Here is a 19795-nt window from a genome sequence, read left to right as displayed (position 1 = left end):
ACCCTGGACGGACTCAACCGGCCTCAGCCGCCGGACCGAAGCCTCAGGCCACCTTCTTGCTCTTCTGCGCGACGAGCTGCTCTTCCTGCCACGGATCAGGAAGTGCGCGGCTTCGGCCGTGTTCTCGTGCGTGCGGGTGAACGACTTCTTCGTCACGGGGTCGAACAACGCGACCGTGCCCGGAAGCGGATCTCAGGATCGCCTGCGAGCTCAGAACGTTGTTCGTCGAACGTACTTGAAGCTGCGCCATTGGCGCCTAGTGCAACGAGCTCCGGGGATCAATGGGATTGTGAGAAGCGCAGCGGCAGGGTGTCTCCCGCGCTGCGCGTAGCGGATCTTTTGACGTCGGCCTTACGACAACAAGCTCGACCTGAATCGAGTACCCAGTGACTTCATCTGTGTGCTGGAACAATGGTGTACTGGGCCGATGGGACGTGGCCGCTCTGCAAGGTCCTCGGAACTCCTGCGCATAGGCTGCGAGCTCGCGCTGGATTTCTTCAGGGCTTGGCGCGGCGACCATGATGCGATCGATGCGCTCGTCCTGCTCGCCGTCACCCGCGCAAACGTGGACGGCATCGTCTATAGCCGAGAACTCCGCACGCGGTTCGGCGGCCGCAACCCCATCGCCCCAGACGACCTGCGCCAGCCCATCAGCATCGAGATCCTCGCTCAGGGCGTCCGTCTCCCGGTCTCCCTCGTACGCAAGCGGGTGCAGGGGCTTGAGGCCCGGGACAAGTGCCGCACGCCGCCGGCAGGCATGCTGATCACCGAGCAGCAGGTGGAGGCGAGCCATCGCCTGCGCGTGGTGGAGGAGGTCTACGAGCTGTTGCGCAGGACGGAACGTCAACTCCAGGGCCTCGGCTTCTTAGACACGATCCAGCTGCCCCCCGGCGACGAGGGTCTGACGGGGCCGCCCGTCCGTTCGGCGGCTGCGCACGGGGCTAGGTACGTGTTGCGGCTGCTCGGTTCGGTGGCTGCGCCGATCGGTGACTATGTGGACGCGCTGCTTGTCCTCGAGTTGCTGCGAAGCGATGGCAGGATGCGCTCGCCCTCCCAGCTCGCGGCCGTAGCAGGTCTATCGCCGAGCGTGGTCGCCCGACGGCTCGGCCGACTCGTCTCGGACGGGGTCTGCACGCGGGAGCGGCCAGGCCGCGTAGTCTGCCCCGCCGATGCAGCTTGGCTTCAGGCCTGCGAGGCGCGCAACGAAGACGATCTCTTTCAGTTGTTCGCCGGTCTGTCTGAAGTCGGTGCCCTAACGGCTATGCGGCGCGGATGAGTACGGACGCCCGCCATGCGCCAGGAGCGGGCATCGGGATCGGGCGGGTGATCGGACCTTCGGCGGTGCCTCCCCGCTCGACCACGCCACAACGCGAGACGCCTCAGGCGCTCGCGGCGACCGGTACTCGAAACGGCGCGCCCAACCGGTTAAAGGCGTTCATCGCAGCAATCGCGATCGTGAGGTCGACGAGATCCTTCGGTTCGAAAGCCGCTGACGCCGCGGCGTAGGCCTCGTCCGAGGCATGCGTTTCGCTCACGCGGGTCACTTCCTCCGCCCAGGCGAGCGCGGCCCGCTCCATCTCGGAGAAGAGCTGCCCGACTTCGTCCCAGACGGGCACAAGCGCGATCTTGTCGACCGACATGGTCTTACGCAGATCGCGGCTGTGCAGATCGATGCAGTGGGCGCAGCCGTTGATCTGCGACACGCGAAGGAACACGAGGTGAATCAGCTCCGCTGGGAGGCTAGTGCGGTTCACCACGTAGTGGTGGACACCATAGAGCGCCTTGGCGCCCTCTGGGGCGACATTGGACCAGTTCAAGCGCGGCATGGGATCTCCTGACATAGGCTTTGATCCCAAGACGCGCGGCCGATCCTGGCTGTGACATCGAACGCTGCGGGCGCGTCGGCAAAGGGCCGCGTCGCGCCAAAAGCGGACCGACGAACCCCGCCCGGAGGCAGACCTGCGCTCGCCTTCCGGCCCGTTGGATCGCCAGCTTGGCTGGCCGAGATCGCCAAGGGTGGTAGAGGTTGCGTCCAAGCGGACCATGGTCCGCAAGACCAGGACTCGTCGTGCCCGCCCAAACGCCTTCGAAATCGCGGCTGGCCGCCCTGATCTCGCAAGGACGAGGGCTCCTCGCCACCGACCCCGGTGAAGCGGTGAGCCGGGCGCACCACGCCCTGCGTCTCGCGCCCGAGAGCCTGGAAGCCGCTCTTCTGGCCGGCGCCGGGCTTCGGCGGATCGGAGATGCAGCGCAGGCGGCCGAGCGGCTGAAAAGCGTCGTCGTGCGCGCCCCTGCGGTGTGGGGACCACAGTTCGAATACGGAGCCGCCTTGGCGGCTCTCGGCCAATCGCGGCAGGCCATCGAGCACCTGCAGCGCGCCGTCGCCTTGAATCCGGCCGCCGGGCTCGCACGCCTGGCGCTTCGCGACCAGCAGGGCCTGATGGAGGGCAAGGCGCCGCCCCGCGATATCGTCCCGCCGTCCGTACCGCGCCGGCTGCTGGAGAGCTTTTTCGGCGGCGAGCCGGACGCACCCCGGGCGTTGGCCGCCGCCGGGTTCGCCCCCGCCGATCCGATCATGTTCAAGGCCCTGGCCGACTGCGCCGTGGGCTGGGGGCTGGCGAGCGAGGCGGAAAAGCGGCTGGCGGAAGCTCTCGCCGCGTCGCCAGCTTTCGACGCGCTCCGACTCACCTACGCCGTCGCGCTCCATGCACAGGAGAAGTTTCCTGAGGCGGTCCGCGAGGTCGCGATCCTGCGGACCCGCAGTAGCGGCTTCGACGTGTTGCGCCTGGACGCCGCGCTGAAGGCCCAGACCGGAGACTACGAAGCGGCGCTGGAACTCTACGATCGCCTTCTTGACCTGATGCCTGGCGAGCCGGACCTCACGCTCGCGCGGGGGCATGTGCTCAAGACGCTCGGCCGTCAGGCCGAGGCCCTGACCGCCTATCGTCAGAACGCAGCGGGGTTGTCCGGCGCAGGGGCCGGCTACTGGGCGATCGCCAATCTCAAGGTGGTGGCGTTCGACGAAGTTGATCTGCAGCGGATGCACGAGCTTATCGCCGATCCGCGCACCAACCCGTCGGAACGTGTGGATCTGCACTTCGCCCTGGGGAAGGCCCTGGAAGACGCCGGCGATTTCGCCGCCGCCTTCAGTCACTATGAAGCTGGCAACACGCTGCGCCGGGGCCGCCATCCTTTCGATCCGGCCGCCCACAGCGCCTTCGTGGACGCAACGGTCGCGACCATGACCGAAGCCTTCTTCAGCGCCAGGGCCGACGCCGGGACACGCCAAGCTGGACCAATCTTCATCGTCGGCCTGCCGCGTTCCGGTTCGACGCTGGTGGAACAGATCCTCGCCTGCCATTCCCAGGTGGAGGGGACCGCAGAACTCCCCGACGTACGGATCCTGGCGGCGCAGGCGCATGCGAGGTCGAGCGCCTGTGAAGAAGGCTATCCCGCCAGCCTTGCAGGGCTGCCGGCGGACGCGTTCACATCCATTGGGGAGGGATATCTGAACCGCACCAGCCTGCACCGGCGGCTCGGGCGCCTCCTGTTCACCGACAAGTTCCCGGGCAATGTCCTGCACGCCGGGTTCATCCACCTCATCCTGCCGGAGGCACGGATCATCGACGTCCGGCGCGATCCCATGGCCTGCGCCCTGTCGGCGTTCCGGCAAAACTTCGCGGGCGGGCAAGCTTACAGCGCGGATCTCGGCTGGTTCGCGAGTTACTATCGGGACTACGAGCGCCTCACGGCGCATTTCGACACCGTTCTGCCGGGACGCATCCACCGGATCGCCTACGAGGATCTCGTCACCCGCCCGGAGTTGGAAATCCGACGCCTCCTGGCGTACTGCGGACTACCGTTCGAGGACGCCTGCCTCCGACCCCACGAGGCCAACCGGCCCGTTCGCACCGCGAGCTCCGAACAGGTGCGCCGACCACTGGACGGTGGGGGTCTCGAAGACTGGCGACGCTTCGAGCCTTGGCTGGCCCCGCTGCGGGACGCTCTCGACCGCTGCTGAACCTCCGACGGAGCTGAGGCGTGGATGCCTTTTTTGGATGGCCGCATCCAGATAAGTCGCTTCAATCGGGACGAGGTTCCGCGGACATTCCGTCATTAGGTCGCTAGGACCGGGGCGGTGGATTCCCGCGTCCCCGGCCTGACGAACACCGAAAGAAAACGACGTCGCAAGACGAGGGGGGAATTCCATGCGCCATCACCGCGCCTCGCTGAGCCATGCGCTCCTGTCAGCCGCAAGTCTGAGCGTCCTGGCGGCGCATGCCGCCGCGGCAGCCGAGTCGGCCGCGCCCGCCCAGGTGGAAGAGGTGGTCGTCACCGCCAACCGGGGCGCGGCGGAAGCGCTGCAGAAGGTTCCGATGGCGATTTCAGCCATCAATCCCACACTGCTCGACCGCGCCGGCCAGATCAGCCTTACGGACCTGGCGAAAGTGGCCCCCTCCCTGTCGATCACCGAGACCGCCCCCGGCTACCAGAAGTTCGATATGCGCGGCCTCTCGACCGGTCGCTACGCTACGTCCGACACCTCGGATCGCTCGCTTGTCGCTGTCTATGTCGACGACACGCCGATCTCCGTCCAGGGCCAGACCCCGGACCTGAAGGTCTTCGATCTCGAGCGGGTGGAAGTCCTGCGCGGCCCGCAGGGCACGCTCTTCGGGGCGAGCTCCATGGCCGGCACGATCCGCTACGTCACCGCCAAGCCGAGCGTCAGCAACATGTTCGGTTCGGTCGAGGCGACAGGCTCCACCACGCAGCACGGCGACCCGAGCTATAGCCTGCGCGGCATGATCAACCTGCCGCTGAGCGAGACCGTGGCGTTGCGTGGCGCAGTCTACAAGAGCGAGTTGGGCGGCTACATCGACAACATCGGCGCCCGCAACAAGGACGACGCCAACCTGGCGCGCACCGAACAGGGCCGGATCGCTCTGCGCTGGACCCCCAACGATCAGCTCACCGTCGATCTAAGCGGCACCTTCGAGCATAGCCGGGCCTACGGCCTCAATCAGGGCCTCAGTGGGCTGGCCGACTACACGATCTCCACGAATTCTCCGGAAGGCACCAACGACCGCCTGCAGCTCTATTCGCTGAACATCGCCTATAACCTGGGGCGCGCGGATGTGATCTCCACGACGTCGTATACGACCCGCCACGTGGGCTTCAACTCGAGCCCCGAGCCGCAAATCGGCTACTTCTTCCAGGACTACGGAAGCGGCCTACCGGTCGGGCCCAGCGCCTATCCGCTCTTCAAGCAGCCGGCCCAGTACGACCAGGCGATCACCAACAGCATCCCGCCCGAGATGTTCCAGATCACCAACCGGATCCACGACTTCATGCAGGAAGTCCGGGTGGTCTCCCACGACGACGGTCCCGTGCGGTGGACGGCCGGCGCCTTCTACGAGCGCCAGAGCCGCCGGCTCTGGCAGGACATCCCGGTCCCCGGCTTCGACCGGCTCTCCTACGAGAACTATTTCTATGGTCCGTTCAACACCCCGGACGGCCGCTACAACTCGCAAACCGTCGACCATGCCTTCAATCCGGATGACATCTTCTCCGGCCTGCAGAACATCGACGAACACCAGTTCGCGCTCTACGCCGACGGCACGTGGCACGTTACGGACAAGCTCGATGTCACGGCCGGCGTCCGCTGGTTCGATTTCCACGAGAAGTATTACCTCTTCTCGAGCGGGGTCTACGGCGTGGTCGACCACGTTCCCCTGACCCTCAACGCCAAGCAGAAGGCCGACGGTTTCAACCCGCGCTTCAACGTCTCCTACCAGATCAACCCGGACGTGATGGTCTACGCCGAAGCGGCGAAGGGCTTCCGCTACGGGGGCGCCAACCAGCCGGTTCCGCTCGGCACGGCCGGCGTCGCGGGGCAATGCACGCGCGACCTCGCCAACTACGGCTACACGTCCGCGCCGCTGACCTTCGGACCCGACCACCTCTGGAATTATTCCATCGGCCAGAAGGGGCGTTTCGCGGACGGACGGATCGCTTTGGACGCGGCGGTCTACTACATTGACTGGCAGGATGTTCAGACCCGTCTCGGCCTGAACTGCTCCTACTTCTTCACCGACAACAAGGGCTCGATCACGAGCAAGGGCTTCGAGGTGGAGTCCACCGTGAAGCTGACGCAGGACTTCACCTTCCGTGGCAGCCTGTCCTTCAACGACGCCAAGGCCAACGGGGACATCCCCACGGTCGGCGCCTTCGACGGTGACCGCACGCCCTACTTCCCCAAGTGGATCTTCACCACCGCGCTCTTCTACGACCGCAATCTGGGCGACGGCATGCTCCACCTGATGGCGGCCTTCAACTACCGCGGCAAGGAACAGACGACCTTCAGCGAATACGCCACCACCATCGTGAGCGGCGTGCTGACCCCCAACGGCCCGAATGCGCGCTACGCCGTCATTCCGGCCGCCAAGGACCTCAGCCTCTCACTCGCCTACGACTGGGATCGCTATGAGTTCGGCCTGTTCGGGACGAACCTCACCAACGACGTGAAGGTCACCGACGTCAGCCGCGCGACCTACTACAAGATCTACCAGGCGGGCGACCGCGTGACCCTGGCCCGGCCGCGCACGATCGGCGCGCGGATCAAGGCCCGCTTCTAGCGCGGGCGTGTGGGCGGCGCCCTTCGGCGCGCCTCCCGGATCGGACGCGACCCAAAAGGGGCGGCGGAGCCTTAGCTCCGCCGCCCTTCGCATTGCCGGGGAGAGCTGGGGGGTCAGGCGGCGTTGCTGGGCGCCGGCCGCCCGGCGGCGTCGCTCATCCAGCGACCTGCATCCCCGCTGAAACGCGCAATGATCCAGCTGCGGAAGGCCGCGACCACCGGATCGGTGAGGTCCTCCGCGTGGAACTTGAGGTAGTAGCCGAAGCCGTTCTCGCAGGACGTCTCGAAGGGCGCGACGAGCTCGCCCGAGGCCAGGTCGGCGGCGAACATCTCGCGGTCCGCGAGAGCGACCCCGGCCCCCGAACGGGCGAACTGCACGGCCGAGATCACCGTGTCGAAAGCCAGCCCGCGGTCGGTGTCCAGGTCGAGCCCGCACTGACCGGCGAATCCCGCCCACAGCAGCCCCCGGGGCTCGCCCTCCAGGCGCACATGCAGGAGCTCGTTGTCGGCGAGGAACCGGCCGAGCGGCTTGCCGGCATGCTGCCGGGCGATCTCCGGAGCGCATACCGGGGTGACGCGCACCATCCAGAGCAGGTCGGTGACGCGGTCATCGACGTTCGGGCGGTCGTAGACCACCGCCATGTCCAGGTCATGGGACGGCAGGCCGGTGGCGTTGCTCGAGGAGACGTCGATCAGGATATCCGGGAACTCCGCCCGGAACTCCCGCAGCAACGGGATCGCAAGATGGTTCAGCAGCGACGGCGGCATGTAGATGCGCAGCGTCCGGCTGATCCGGGTCCCGTGACGGATCGTGTTGAGCACCTGCTCGAGCCGGTCGAAGGACTTCTGCACCACCGGCAGCAGTGCCTCACCGGCTTCGGTGAGCGCGATCCGGTGCGGACGCCGCTCCAGGAGTTGCCGACCGAGCAGTTCCTCCAGGCCGATCACATGGCGGCTGAGCGCACTTTGCGAGACGCCGAGCGCCTGGGCGCCGGCGGTGAAGCTCAGGTGCTGGCCCACCGCGTCGAAGGCGCGAAGCGCGTTGAGCGGCAGCCATCTGCGATTGATCAACGGAGCGGCCCTCCCCACACGCGACGACGTGGAAGCCATATTGGCGTGCCTCGTCCGCTCGTGGGAACCCGTCATTGCGCCGCGTCTCGGTCAACTGATGGGCGGCCGCCATCGCCCGGGGTCCCGTCCGTCCGCAGCGCGCGCGCCGCGGCCCAGTAGTGCCAGGCCGCCCAGAACCCGGTCAGCGCCAGCACAGCCATCGCCCACCTCAGGGAGCTTGCGGAGGCGCCGCTCACGCCGGCGAAGGCGTCGCTAAGGACACCCACAGCCACCGGCGCGACCACGAGGTTTGTGACATTGCCCATCAGCACGCTGATCGCCGTGGTCTGCGCCCGCATAGCCGGGGGGACCCAGTTCTGCAGCAGGCCGATCGAGGGGCCAATGTAGAAATAGATGGCCGGAAGGAACGCCCAGATCATCGCCAGCGCGCCGACGGGTGTGCGGGCGAAGAGCATCAGGATCGACGGAACGGTGCTGATGGCGGTCAGCGCGGCCAGGGTCCAGAGGATGTTGCGGGACGCTCGGAACACGCGCAGGCCCATCGCCCAGCTGGCGAGCAGCGTCACCCCGGCTCCAGCGACAAGGTGGGCGGCGCCCAGCGAGGCGCCGACCTGTCCCACCGTCAGGCCGAAGGCCCGCACGAAATAGGCGGGCGCCCACCAGATCAATCCCCAGCCCCACAGGGCGCTGAGCGCGCCGGCGGCCATCAGGTGCATGACCGCCCGGTTGCGCCAGATGCGCGCTAGCGTGCGGCGAAGTGGGATCGACTCGGCCTGCGCCGGCGCCTCGGGGTCAAGGGCCGCGCGGCGGGGTTCGCGCACGGTCAGGAACACCACCAGACCCAGGACCAGACCAGGTGCGCCGAGCGCGAGGAAGGCGCCGCGCCACCCATGGGCATCCGCCACCCGGCCGGCCAGGTCCGAGCCCAGCCAGGCTCCCAGGGGCGCGCCGAGCGTGAACACCGTCATGGCCATGGGTCGCTCGGCGGGCCGGAAACGGTCGCCGATCAGCGCGGTGGAGGCGGGTGTCGCGCCGGACTCCCCCACCCCCACCCCGATCCGGGCGACCAGCAGCTGCCAGAAGTTCCGCACGAAGCCGCAGGCCACGGTCATCGCCGACCACAGCAGCAGCGACACGGCCACGATGTTGCGGCGGTTTCCCCTGTCCGCCAGGGCCGAGACCGGCAGGCTCACGGTCACGTAGAATAGCGCCAGAGCCGCCCCGGTAAGCAGCCCAACCGCCGCGTCGGAGAGGTGCAGTTCCAGCCGGATCGGCTCCAGCACGGTGGACACCACATAGCGGTCGGCGATGTTGATCGCATAGACGAGAAGCATGACGCCGAGCACGTACCAGCGCCTGGGACCGTCGCGATCGGCGCGGACTTCGGCGCCCGCCACCGTCTCCGGCAGGACCTCCTCGTCCCCTCTCACAGCGCGACCCATACGGACTTGCGGCGCGTATAGGCTTCCAGGGCGTGGGGGCCCATCTCCTTGCCCCAGCCGCTTTGCTTGAAGCCCCCGAACGGCGAGGCGAAGTCATAGCAGCCGTAGCGGTTGACGAAGACCTGACCGGCGTCGAGCGCGGCCGCGACGCGGTGGGCGCGTGACAGATCGGCGGTGTAGACGCCCGCGGCGAGGCCGTAGGGAGTGTCGTTGGCCATCTCCACCGCCTCGGTCTCCGAGGCGAACCGCTGCAGCACCAGCACTGGCCCGAAGATCTCCTCCCGAGCGATGGCCAGTTCTTTGGACACCTCTCCGAACACCGTCGGCTCGACGAAGAACCCGTCCGGCGACCCTGGCGGCGACGCCGCGCGACCACCGGCCAGCAGCTTCGCGCCCGCCGCGCGTCCACCCTCGATGTACCCCATGATCTTGCGGTGCTGGGCCGCTCCGCACTGGGCGCCCTGGGTGGTCGCCGGATCGAACGGATCGCCGAGACGGATCGCCTGGACGCTCTCGACCACGGCGGCCGCAAACCGGTCGTAGAGACCGTCCTGGATCAGCAGGCGAGTCGGCTCGGTGCATTTCTCCCCCTTCTGGGAGAAATGCACCTGCACGCAGCGGGCGACCGCCGCGTCCACGTCCGGCGTGTCCTCGAACAGGACCACCGGCGCCTTCCCGCCGAGCTCGAGCGTCACCGTCTTGAGGTTCGAGGCGCCGGCCGCCTGCACGATCTTCCGCCCGGTCGCCGTGCTGCCGGTGAACGACAGCTTGTCCACGTCGGGATGGCCGGACAGGGCGGCCCCGACCGCGCCGTCCCCGGTGACGATATTGACCACGCCCGCCGGAAAGATCTCGGCCGCCGCCCACAGCTCCACGCAACGGATCAGCGACAGCGGGGTCTCCTCGGAGGGCTTGACCACCACCGTGTTGCCCATGGCCAGGGCCGGGGCGATCTTCCACATGGCCAGCAGCAGCGGGAAGTTCCACGGCACGATCAAGCCGCAGACCCCCACTGGCTCGTGGACGATGTAGTTCAGGAAGCCGGCGGCGACCGGCGCGGTCTCGCCGTAGAGCTTGTCGATCCAGCCCGCGTAGTAGTCGAGCACGCCTGCGGTGTCGGGCATGTCGTCGTCCCGCGCCTCGACGAAGGTCTTGCCGTTCTCCAGGGCGATGATCGCCGCCAGGTCCTCCGCGTGCTCGCGGATCACCTCGGCGGCCCGCCGCAGCCGCTCGGCGCGGGCTGCGCGGGTCATCTCCCGCCAGGGTCCGCTACGGAAGGCCCGGCGCGCCGCCTCCACGGCGGCGTCCACGTCGGCCGCCGACGCTTGCGCGGCCTGGGCGACGACCTCGCCCCGGGCCGGATCCAAGCAGGGCCGGCGCTCGGCGGTCGGCCGCCAGGACCCGTCGATGAACAGCCCAAGGGGCTGGTTCGCCCAATCCAGCGCGCGTTCGCGAAGCATACGTCTCTCCCCCAGGCGCCCTGCGTCCCTCTGCGGAGACCTTCGCTCCCAAAGGACGATCGGGAGAGGCGCAACTCAAATGACAAAATCAGATGGCCGTATGCCGCCCTGTCCCGTCAACGCGGGGTCGGCCGGAAGGGCGCCGCGCTGAAGCGCGAGCGTTCCGAGATCCCCGGCCCGCTCCAGTGGAAATAGGCGAGCAGCGGCTCCCGGCCGGTGCGCATGGCGTGGCGGACCCCCGCCCGGTGCAGGATAAAGCTGAGCGGCGGCTCCAGGCGCCATCCCCGGTCCTCGTCCCACCATTCCGCCGCACCCGACAGCGGCACGTAGCGTTCCACTGCCGGATGGCTGTGCGCCGGATAGAGGGTCTGCGGTCCAAGCAGAAGGAGCCCGGCGGAGATGGCGGGGTCAGCTACCAAGCCGTCCGTTCCGGCCAGCTCGGTCCAGCCGTAGTTCGCCAGGAACACCTCGTCCGCCTCGTCGCTCCCGTAGGTCTGACGCCAGCGAAGCTCGCCCGCCAGGCCTGCGAGCCGTGCCACCGCGTCAAAAGCCCCGCTGGGCGCCCCCGCAGCGGCGGCTGGCAGACGCCGCAGGACGTCCAGAGCGCTTCCGGCGGGCAGGTCGGCGCGCAGCGGGCCGGCAGGTGGCAGGATTGGCGCGTCGGCCGCCACGCCCGCCAGCACGGCGCGCAGGGCTGCAAGAGCGGCGTTGAGACGAAACGGCAGGGGTTCGGCCATGGCGGGGCTCTCCCGGGATTCGCTCCCGCTTAGCCGCCGCCGCCGGGGGGCGCCAGCCGCCGCCAGATCATGCGCCGATCCAATTTTGGAATTTCGACGGCCCGCGGCGGCATGCGACGGTCGATGTCGAACCGCACAGGTTGCGGCCGGCACTGGGCATCGCATGCGCTACATCAGACTGGGGTCAACGGGGCTGCAGGTGTCGGCCCTCGGGCTCGGCACTATGGGGTACGGGTCCCCCAACTGGCGGCCCTGGGTGCTCGACGCCGAGGCGTCCGCGCCGGTCCTCCGGCGCGCGCTGGACCTCGGGATCAACTTCTTCGACATGGCCGACTTCTATTCCCTTGGCGCCAACGAGGAAGTGGTGGGCCGCACCCTGCTCTCGGCGGCGCGCCGGGAAGACCTGGTGCTGGCCTCGAAGGTCTACTACCCGCTGAGCGATGCGCCCAATGACCAGGGCCTGTCGCGCAAACACATCCTGGAGGCCATCGACGGCAGCCTGCGCCGGATCGGCTCCGACTACCTCGACCTCTACATCGTCCACGCCTTCGATCCGGCGACCCCGCTCGAGGAGACGATGGAGGCCCTGAACGATGTCGTGCGGGCCGGCAAGGCGCGCTACCTCGGCGCCTCCACCATGTACGCCTGGCAGTTCGCGAAGATGAACGCGATCGCAGAGCGCAACGGCTGGGCGCGGTTCGTGAACATGCAGTGCCAGTACAGCCTGCTCTACCGCGAGGAGGAGCGCGAGATGCTCCCCTACTGTCGCCACGAGGGCGTCGGGATCACCAGCTTCAGCCCGCTGGCCCGCGGCATGCTGGCCGGCGCCGCCGACCTGCGCATGAAGACCGACGTCTTCACCCAGGAGTTCTTCGGCGACGAGGTCGATCGCGCGATCGTAGCGCGGGTGGCGGACCTCGCGCGACGCCGCGGCGTCAGTCCGGCGGAGATCGCCATGGCCTGGGTCGTCCACAGCGGCGCGGTGGACTGCTCGCTGATCGGGGCCCAGACGGTCGCCGAGCTCGAAACCGCCGTCCGCGCGCCGGACCTGGTCCTGTCCGCCGAGGAGCGGGCCTGGCTGGAAGCGCCCTACCGGCCAGCCGACATGATCAACGACCACGCCCCCCCGCGCCGTCGCCGCGGGCTCCCTGCGGAGCTCCGCGACGATGCCTGACCTCGCGATCGGCCGGATCCCGGCCATCCATGGCGCCCCCGGCGCGGCCCGCGAACTCGCCGCCCGGCTCGGACCCCTTACCGATGCGCGCCGCGTCGCCGTTCTGATGGATCCGGCCCTCGCCGGCAGCGGGCGCGGCGCCGGGATCGTCGCGGCCCTGGCGGCGGACGGCTTCATGCCGGACCTCCTCGTGATGCCGCCCGGAGAACCCAAGGAGGCGGCGGTGGCCGCGGCCGCGCGGCAGACGCGGGACTTCCGGGCGGGCGCCGTAGTCTGCGTCGGCGGCGGGTCGGTGATGGACGCCGGCAAGCTGGTCGCGAGCCTGACGGCGGCGCCGGACGATCTCGCCCGCTACCGTCTCGCGGCCGCCCCGCTGCCGCGTGAGCGGCTGCCGCTCCTCTGCGTCCCGACCACGGCAGGCACCGGGGCCGAGGCCACCGCCGTCTCGGTGTTGGCAGGCGAGGACGGCTCCAAATACTGGTTCTGGGCGGACAGCCTAAAGCCGGACGTGATCGTCCACGACCCGGAGCTCGCGCTGGACCTGCCGCCAGCGATTACCGCCGCCACCGGCGTCGACGCCCTTGTCCACGCGATCGAGGCGGCCACCAACGCCAACGCCGCCCCCGCCAACACTCTCTTCGCGCTCCACGCCATCACCCTCGTGACCCGCTGGCTGCCGCACGCCCTCCGAGCGCCCCAAGACCTGGAGGCCCGTGCACGCCTGCTCGAAGCGGCGACCTTCGCCGGGGTGGCGATCGACAACGCCGGGACCGCCATCGCCCACAACATCGGCCACGCGCTGGGCTCGCTCGCCCCGATTCCGCATGGGCGGGCTGTCGCCATCGGCATGGCCGCCACCCTCGACTGGAACGTCGAGGGCGACCCGGAGGCCTACGCGGGGGTCGCGGACGCCATGGGCCTGGCCGGTCCCCAGCAGTTGGCGGCCGGCTTCCTGCGGTTCGTGCTGGGGTGCGGCCTGGATCTTTCGACCGGCGCGATCGCTCCCGCCGCGTTGGCCCGCCAGATGGCCCGACCGGAGAACGCCGCCATGCTCCGCGCCAACCGTCGTCCCGCGAACGAAGCGGACCTGCTCCGCCACGCCAGCGCGGCCGCCGCCCTCGCCGAACGTCCCTAGCGCCCTGTCTCCAGCGATTATCGATGTCCGCCCACGACTTTACCTTCTCCGACTGGCGCCAACGGCGCGGCGCGCTGAAGCCGGAAGGCCGCGCCTTCATTGATGGCGATTACCGTCCAGCTGTGTCCGGCGAAACCTTCCAGCGGCGGTCACCGATCGACGGGACGCCGCTCGCCCTGGTGGCGCGCTGCGCCGGGCCCGATATCGACGCGGCGGTGGCGGCCGCACGGGCGGCGTTCGAGCGGGGGATCTGGCGCGACCTGGAGCCACGGCAGCGCAAGGCGACGCTGCTGCGTCTTGCGGCGCTGATCCGCGAACACCTCGAGTCGCTGGCTCTGTTGGAAGCTGCGGAAGTCGGCAAGCCCATCCGCGACGCCCTCAACGTGGATGTGCCCGCCTGCGCCGACGCGATCGCCTGGTACGCCGAGTGCGTAGACAAGATCTATGACGAGATCGCGCCGACCGGCCCGAAGGACCGCGCCCTGATCCGGCGGACGCCGCTCGGCGTGGTGGGGGCGATCACCCCCTGGAACTATCCGCTGATCATCGCCGCCTGGAAGATCGCGCCCGCGCTGGCCATGGGAAATTCGGTAGTGCTGAAGCCTGCGGAGCAATCCTCCCTGGCGAGCCTTGTCCTCGGCCGCCTGGCGAAGGAAGCGGGCCTGCCGGATGGGGTGTTCAACGTCGTCCCCGGCCTCGGCGAGGAGGCGGGCGCGGCCCTGGCGGCGCACCCCGATGTCGACCTCGTCGCCTTCACTGGCTCCACCGAGGTGGGCGCGCGCGTCATGGCCGCCGCGGCGAGCTCCAACCTCAAGCGGGTCGCCCTGGAACTGGGCGGCAAGAGTCCGCAGATCGTCATGCCGGACTGCCCCGATCTCGACGCCGCCGCCAGCGCGGTCGCCTGGGGCGTGTACTACAACGCCGGCGAGACCTGCCACGCGGGGACACGCCTGCTGGTCCACCGAACGATCGCCGACGATTTCCACCAGCGGGTCGAGGCGCACACCCGGTCCATTCGCATCGGCCATCCGCTGGACCCGGAGACCCAGTTCGGAGCCCTGATCGAGCCGCAGCACCGCGACCGGGTGCTGGACTACATCGCCCTGGGCCGGCGTGAAGGCGGACGGCTCGCCTTCGGCGGCGAGGCGATGGCCGTCACCGCCGAGGGCGCCTACGTGGCGCCAACGCTCCTTACCGACCTGGCCCCGAACGCCCGCGTCGCACGTGAAGAGATCTTCGGGCCCGTGCTGGTCTCGATCCCCTTCGAAACCGAGGCGGAGGCCATCGCCATCGCCAACGGGTCCGACTACGGCCTCGCCGCTTCGGTCTGGACCGCGGACATGGACCGCGCGCACCGGATGAGCGAGGCCCTGCGGGCCGGCACCGTGTGGATCAACACCTACGACCAGTCGAGTCTGGCGACGCCCTTCGGAGGCTTCCGCCGCTCCGGCTTCGGACGGGACCGGTCGCTCCACGCCCTCGAGAAATACGCCGACCTGAAGACGGTCTGGACCCACTTCAACTGAGACGCCAGGGCCTGAGATGAAGATCGCCGCGATCGAGATCACCCATCACCGGCTGCCGCTGGATCCGCCGTTCAAGGCCAGCTGGGACGGCTGCGCCCGGAGCCACTTCGACGCGACGGTCGTGCGCGTCCGCACCGACGAGGGGCTGGAAGGCTGGGGCTCGGGCGATCTTATGGTGGGGTTCGACGGCCACGAGTCGCTGTTCGTGGGGCACGATCCTCTGCGGCTCGAACGACACCACACCGTGCTGTCGCACATCGACTTCCACTACGGTCGCTGCTGGCCGCTCGACCTGGCCCTCTGGGACCTGGCCGGCAAGATCAGCGGCCAACCGGTCTGGAAGCTCCTCGGCGGCCGCCACGCCCGGGTCCGGGCGTATGCCTCGTCAGGCGCGCTGCGCAGTGCCTCCGAACTGGCCGACGCCGCCGAGCGGTTCCTCGACGAGGGTTTCCCGGCGCTGAAGGTGCGCTTTCACCGGGGCGACTGGCGGGAGGACGTGGCGGCCCTGGCCGCGGTTCGCGCCCGGGTGGGAGACCGCCTGGAACTCATGGTCGATTGCAATCAGGGCTGGCGAATGCCCTGGGATGTCGAAGCGCCCTGGACCTTCAAGGACGCTCTCACAGTGGCCCGGGAACTCGAACGGCTCGGCGTCTACTGGATGGAGGAGCCGCTCCACCGGGCGGACCTCGATGGCATGCAGCGGCTGCGGAACGCGACCTCGGTGCGCCTCGCCGGCGGAGAGATGACCCGTGACCCCAGCGCTTTCCGGGACCTGTTGAGGGCCGGAGCCCTGGACATCCTGCAGCCCGATGCGGCGCTCGTGGGCGGCATCACGGGGCTGCGGCGTGTGGCCCAGATGGCGGAGCAGTTCGGGGTTGGGTTCACGCCCCACACCTGGACCAACGGCGCCGGCGTCGTGGCCAATCTCCACCTCGCGGCGGGGGTCGCCGACGCCCCCTTCCTCGAATTCCCCTATGACCCGCCCGACTGGTCGCTCGACCGGCGCGATTTCCTGCTTGCCGAGCCGCTGCGTCCGGACGCCGAGGGTTGGTTGAATCTGAGCGAAAAGCCCGGCCTGGGCTATGAGCTGAACGAAGACCTGCTGCGCCGAACACGGCGCTGACGGCAGGCGACGCGGGTGGGGAGAAACGACGATGATCAGACCAAGACGCCGGAGCGTGCTAGGCGGACTCGCCCTACCTTTCGCAGCGCCCGCCCTCGCCATGGCGGCTGAATCCGCGCCCCCCTTCGGCGTGCAGACGCTTGAGCCGATCTGGATTCCGCTGCGGGACGGCGTGAAACTCGCAGGCCGTCTCTGGCTGCCCCGAGGCCGGCCGGGCGAACGCTTCCCGGTTGTGCTCGAGTACATCCCCTACCGCACCTTCGACCGCTATCGCGGCCTGGACGATCGGTGGGGAGAGATCCTCGCCTCACGAGGCATCGCCTTCGCGCGCGTCGACATCCGCGGCTCCGGCAATTCCGAGGGCGTCCTGGAGGACGAGTATCTTGAGAGCGAGCAGGCTGACGGAGTGGAGATCATCGCGTGGCTCGCCGCCCAGACCTGGTCGAACGGGTCCGTCGGCATGCGCGGCCTCTCGTGGGGAGGATTCTCAACGCTTCAGGTGGCGGCCCGGCGTCCGCCAGCGCTCAAGGCCATCGTTCCCATGTGCGCCACGGATATGCGGTTCCGCAACGACGCGCACTACGTCGGCGGTCTTCCGGGCCTCACCAACCTCAAATGGGCGGCGGGGTTCGAGCTGGTCATGTCGAGCCCCCCCGACCCGCAGGTGGTGGGCGACCGCTGGGAGGCGCTCTGGAAACGGCGCTTGGAGGCGACCCCCTCCATCGCGGCGCGTTGGCTGAAGCACGACGCCAACGACGCCTATTGGCGTCACGGCTCGGTCGGGCTCGACCCGGCGGCGATCCAGTGCCCGGCCTATATCGTCGATGGCTGGGCGGACGCCTACGCCCAGTCCGCCGAACGGCTGCTTCGGGCGCTGCCGGCGCCTTCCAAGGCGATCTTCGGGCCCTGGGGTCACAGCTACCCGGATCTGGCCCAGCCCGGCCCGGGCCTCGATTGGGCCAGCGAGGAGACCCGATGGTGGCGACGGTGGCTGGCCGGTGCCCCGGCGGCCGCCGAGCCCGATCCGCGGATCCGCTTCTTCATCGACTACGCCACGCCCGCCGAGACCGGCATGCAGAACATCCCCGGCCGCTGGGCCGCGGAAGCCCAATGGCCCGCTCCAGCGATCCGCCCTCTCGACCTGCGCCTCGCCCCGGGCCGCCTCGTCGAAGCGCCCGCCGCGGGACGGCTCAACTACCGCGCCGGCAAGGTCGTCGGCCTCGCGACCCCCGAGTGGATTCCGTACGCCCCCGCAGAACTCCCCCGTAGCCAGCAGGCGGACGACGCGCGTTCCCTGGTCTTCGACCGGCCGGTCGAAGTCCCCACCGAGATCGTAGGAACGCCAAGACTTAAGCTGCGGATCGCCGCCGACCGCCCGGTCGCGGCCATAGCCGCCCGGCTCTGCGAAGTCGACCGGGACGGCCGTTCCTGGCTCGTCTCCTACGGCGTGCTGAACCTCTGCTTCCACCGCGGGTTCGAGGCCGATCCCGAGCGGCTGACCCCGGGGGCCTTCTACGACGTGGACGTGGCCCTTGAGCCGATCGCCCACCGCTTCAAGCCCGGCTCCACGCTGCGCCTGGCGCTTTCCGACAACCTCTGGCCGCTCACTTGGCCCTCGCCCGAGCCGGTGACGTTCGAGGTCGATCTGGGAGGCTGTACGCTCAGCCTGCCGGTGCGCCCGATCCCCGAGGCCGAGGCATCCTTCCCCATCGCCGCGCACGACAGCGCCTCCTCGCGCGGCGACCCGACCTTGGACATCCGAGAGGCGTCCGACGGGTCAATCCACGTGCAGGGCGGCTGGCCCACAAGCAGCCAGACGGTGGCCGCCACCGGCGCGGAACTCTCCAGCGGCGGGCCCGACATGGAGCTCTCCTACGATCCGGCCGACCGGGCGAGCTGCCGCTGGCGGGTCACCCAGACCAGCAAGTATCGGCGCGACGGCTGGGACTGCGAAATGCGCGTCGAGATCAACATAACCGCGACGGGGACACAGTTCTTGATCGAGGACACGCTCATGGCGCTGAAGGACGGTAAGCCATTCTTCTCGCGCACGCATCGGGACCAGGTCGCCCGCCAGTACAGCTGAAGAGCCTGCCGACGCCGCGACCGGCACAGCTTCCGACCGCCAACCGCAAACGAGCAGCGGGCATGTCCGAACTGCGCCAGTTGCGGACATTGGTATCGGGCCGGATAGCGGACGCTAGACTTCGGGCGCTATCCGAGAATGAGAAGCGCCAGATTTGGACGGCTATCGCAGCTCAGTTGCAGCCTATCGACCAGGCGACCAGAAGGCTCTGCTGGCCATGCGCCAGGGCGCCACTTGCTGAGAAGGGGCGGCGCCGCGCCCAGATCGGGCGGCGACCCTCCTGCCGCGCGGCGTCCCGCCTGCGCTTACCAGGCCGTTACGCCTCCCTCGATAGGAAGGTTCACGCCGGTGATGTAGGAAGCTCGGTCCGAGGCCAGGAACACGGCCGCCTCGACCACCTCGTCCGGACGGCCCCAGCGCTTGAGCAAGGTGCGGCCCGTCACCGCCGCCTGCGCAGGGGGATCGAGGTCGCCTTGCCGCGAGAGGATGGCGCCCGGGCTGATCGATACCGCGCGGATCCGGTGGGGCGCGCCTTCCACCGCCAGCTGCCGCGTGAGGCCGATCACGGCGGACTTCGCGGCCACATGCGCCGCCATGGGCGGCTCGGGGAAGCCGATCATGCCGCCAACGGAGCTGACATTCAGGATCACGCCGGCGCCGCGGGACACGAGGTGGGGCCAGGCGTAGCGCGTGACGAGGAACACCGAATCCAGCTCGACGGCGATGGTCAGGCGCCAGTCCTCGATCGACATCTCGGCAATCGGCCCGAAGCGCGGTCCTCCCGCGTTGTTGTAGACGATGTCCAGGCCGCGATAGCGGGCTGCGGCCGCCGCCACGAAGCGTTCGACGGCAGCGCGATCGGTGAGATCGACCGGCCCAAAACCGGTGATGTCACCACCGGCCGCACGCACGGCCACGACCGTCTCCTCGTTTCCCGCAGGGTCGAGATCGCAGGCCACCACCCTCGCGCCTTCGCGCGCAAAGGCGAGGCAGGCGACCCGCCCCTGTCCACCAGCGGCGCCGGTGATCACGGCGACCTTTCCATCCAGCAGGCCCATGAGCATGTCTCCTGAAGTTGATGATCAGCGCCGATCGGGGCGCCGGCGCCGGACCGGCGCACCCCCGCGCGGACCGGACCCCGCCCAGGCGGACCGAGCAGCTGGATCGGCGCCCCCTTCTCCACTCCAGCGGATGACGTCGAGTTCGTCGGCGGAGGCGCCCGATGCCCGAAGGTCCGTCGTCGGGAGGACGTGCGGCGCTGTCGGGACACCCCAGACAATCTTTTCGACGCCCTCGGCAGAAGCGGTCTGGACGAGGATGCGGGTCATGGGGATCTCCGTGCGGTCATAGCGGCGGCGGGCTCGATGCGAGGTCTCGGAAGGCGGCCCGAACCTGCGCCCGCCTCCG

The 19795-nt window shown here is 69.2% G+C and carries 14 protein-coding genes; 8 read left to right on the top strand and 6 right to left on the bottom strand.

Annotation, left to right across the window (positions count from 1 at the left end):
• Positions 1 to 427: 427 nt before the first annotated feature.
• Entirely contained in the window at positions 428 to 1276 is an 849-nt protein-coding gene (locus Q0L11_RS20265) for a winged helix-turn-helix domain-containing protein (protein ID WP_296599673.1), read from the top strand.
• 103 nt (positions 1277 to 1379) lie between these two features.
• Here the strand turns inward: Q0L11_RS20265 and Q0L11_RS20260 are convergent, their stop codons facing one another.
• A complete protein-coding gene (locus tag Q0L11_RS20260) occupies positions 1380 to 1826 on the bottom strand; it encodes a carboxymuconolactone decarboxylase family protein (protein ID WP_296599671.1) in 447 nt (148 codons plus the stop codon).
• Positions 1827 to 2329: 503 nt separating this feature from the next.
• Between Q0L11_RS20260 and Q0L11_RS20255 the strand changes: the two genes are divergently transcribed.
• Both Q0L11_RS20255 and Q0L11_RS20250 read left to right on the top strand, forming a co-directional pair.
• On the top strand, positions 2330 to 4021 hold the full coding sequence (locus Q0L11_RS20255; RefSeq protein ID WP_296599670.1) for a tetratricopeptide repeat-containing sulfotransferase family protein: 1692 nt from the start codon (positions 2330 to 2332) through the stop codon (positions 4019 to 4021).
• A gap of 187 nt (positions 4022 to 4208) precedes the next feature.
• Entirely contained in the window at positions 4209 to 6635 is a 2427-nt protein-coding gene (locus Q0L11_RS20250; RefSeq protein ID WP_296599667.1) for a TonB-dependent receptor, read from the top strand.
• Positions 6636 to 6748: 113 nt separating this feature from the next.
• Here Q0L11_RS20250 and Q0L11_RS20245 read toward each other — a convergent pair whose 3' ends face one another.
• From Q0L11_RS20245 to Q0L11_RS20230, 4 genes are all read right to left on the bottom strand, one after another.
• Positions 6749 to 7705 (bottom strand): LysR substrate-binding domain-containing protein, encoded by a 957-nt coding sequence (locus tag Q0L11_RS20245; RefSeq protein ID WP_296599666.1) that lies wholly within the window; start codon positions 7703 to 7705, stop codon positions 6749 to 6751.
• 71 nt (positions 7706 to 7776) lie between these two features.
• Positions 7777 to 9135, bottom strand: coding sequence for an MFS transporter (locus Q0L11_RS20240; protein WP_296599665.1), 1359 nt, complete (start codon positions 9133 to 9135; stop codon positions 7777 to 7779).
• Complete coding sequence (locus Q0L11_RS20235; protein WP_296599664.1) at positions 9132 to 10607, bottom strand: aldehyde dehydrogenase family protein; 1476 nt, start codon at positions 10605 to 10607, stop codon at positions 9132 to 9134. Before Q0L11_RS20235 ends, Q0L11_RS20240 begins: the two co-directional genes overlap by 4 nt.
• Positions 10608 to 10723: 116 nt before the next feature.
• Complete coding sequence (locus Q0L11_RS20230; protein ID WP_296599663.1) at positions 10724 to 11344, bottom strand: dimethylsulfonioproprionate lyase family protein; 621 nt, start codon at positions 11342 to 11344, stop codon at positions 10724 to 10726.
• Between the two features lie 163 nt (positions 11345 to 11507).
• On the opposite strand from Q0L11_RS20230, the gene Q0L11_RS20225 reads away from it, so the two are divergent.
• Genes Q0L11_RS20225 through Q0L11_RS20205 form a run of 5 tightly spaced genes read left to right on the top strand, consistent with a single transcriptional unit; the run spans position 11508 to position 18388 of the window.
• Positions 11508 to 12518: an aldo/keto reductase gene (locus Q0L11_RS20225; RefSeq protein ID WP_296599662.1), complete on the top strand. Its 1011-nt coding sequence runs from the start codon at positions 11508 to 11510 to the stop codon at positions 12516 to 12518.
• On the top strand, positions 12511 to 13653 hold the full coding sequence (locus Q0L11_RS20220; RefSeq protein WP_296599660.1) for an iron-containing alcohol dehydrogenase: 1143 nt from the start codon (positions 12511 to 12513) through the stop codon (positions 13651 to 13653). Before Q0L11_RS20225 ends, Q0L11_RS20220 begins: the two co-directional genes overlap by 8 nt.
• Positions 13654 to 13676: 23 nt before the next feature.
• Positions 13677 to 15179, top strand: a complete 1503-nt coding sequence (locus Q0L11_RS20215; RefSeq protein WP_296599659.1) for an aldehyde dehydrogenase — start codon at positions 13677 to 13679, stop codon at positions 15177 to 15179.
• 16 nt (positions 15180 to 15195) lie between these two features.
• Positions 15196 to 16302, top strand: a complete 1107-nt coding sequence (locus Q0L11_RS20210; RefSeq protein ID WP_296599657.1) for a mandelate racemase/muconate lactonizing enzyme family protein — start codon at positions 15196 to 15198, stop codon at positions 16300 to 16302.
• Between the two features lie 31 nt (positions 16303 to 16333).
• Positions 16334 to 18388, top strand: a complete 2055-nt coding sequence (locus tag Q0L11_RS20205; protein ID WP_296599655.1) for a CocE/NonD family hydrolase — start codon at positions 16334 to 16336, stop codon at positions 18386 to 18388.
• A 305-nt stretch (positions 18389 to 18693) separates the two neighbouring features.
• Here the strand turns inward: Q0L11_RS20205 and Q0L11_RS20200 are convergent, their stop codons facing one another.
• Positions 18694 to 19446 carry an SDR family NAD(P)-dependent oxidoreductase gene (locus tag Q0L11_RS20200; protein ID WP_296599653.1) on the bottom strand — a complete coding sequence of 251 codons (753 nt, stop codon included), beginning with the start codon at positions 19444 to 19446 and terminating at the stop codon, positions 18694 to 18696.
• Positions 19447 to 19795 lie beyond the last annotated feature (349 nt).

The organism is Phenylobacterium sp. (genome assembly GCF_024508875.1).
Taxonomy (GTDB): domain Bacteria; phylum Pseudomonadota; class Alphaproteobacteria; order Caulobacterales; family Caulobacteraceae; genus Phenylobacterium.
This window is presented reverse-complemented; position numbering and strand designations above follow the sequence as displayed.

Coding starts and splice junctions, on each gene's coding strand:
- Q0L11_RS20230 (WP_296599663.1), bottom strand. CDS start 11,344: ATGGCCGAACCCCTGCCGTTTCGTCTCAACGCCGCTCTTGCAGCCCTG.
- Q0L11_RS20220 (WP_296599660.1), top strand. CDS start 12,511: ATGCCTGACCTCGCGATCGGCCGGATCCCGGCCATCCATGGCGCCCCC.
- Q0L11_RS20265 (WP_296599673.1), top strand. CDS start 428: ATGGGACGTGGCCGCTCTGCAAGGTCCTCGGAACTCCTGCGCATAGGC.
- Q0L11_RS20260 (WP_296599671.1), bottom strand. CDS start 1,826: ATGCCGCGCTTGAACTGGTCCAATGTCGCCCCAGAGGGCGCCAAGGCG.
- Q0L11_RS20210 (WP_296599657.1), top strand. CDS start 15,196: ATGAAGATCGCCGCGATCGAGATCACCCATCACCGGCTGCCGCTGGAT.
- Q0L11_RS20250 (WP_296599667.1), top strand. CDS start 4,209: ATGCGCCATCACCGCGCCTCGCTGAGCCATGCGCTCCTGTCAGCCGCA.
- Q0L11_RS20200 (WP_296599653.1), bottom strand. CDS start 19,446: ATGGGCCTGCTGGATGGAAAGGTCGCCGTGATCACCGGCGCCGCTGGT.
- Q0L11_RS20205 (WP_296599655.1), top strand. CDS start 16,334: ATGATCAGACCAAGACGCCGGAGCGTGCTAGGCGGACTCGCCCTACCT.
- Q0L11_RS20235 (WP_296599664.1), bottom strand. CDS start 10,607: ATGCTTCGCGAACGCGCGCTGGATTGGGCGAACCAGCCCCTTGGGCTG.
- Q0L11_RS20215 (WP_296599659.1), top strand. CDS start 13,677: ATGTCCGCCCACGACTTTACCTTCTCCGACTGGCGCCAACGGCGCGGC.
- Q0L11_RS20225 (WP_296599662.1), top strand. CDS start 11,508: ATGCGCTACATCAGACTGGGGTCAACGGGGCTGCAGGTGTCGGCCCTC.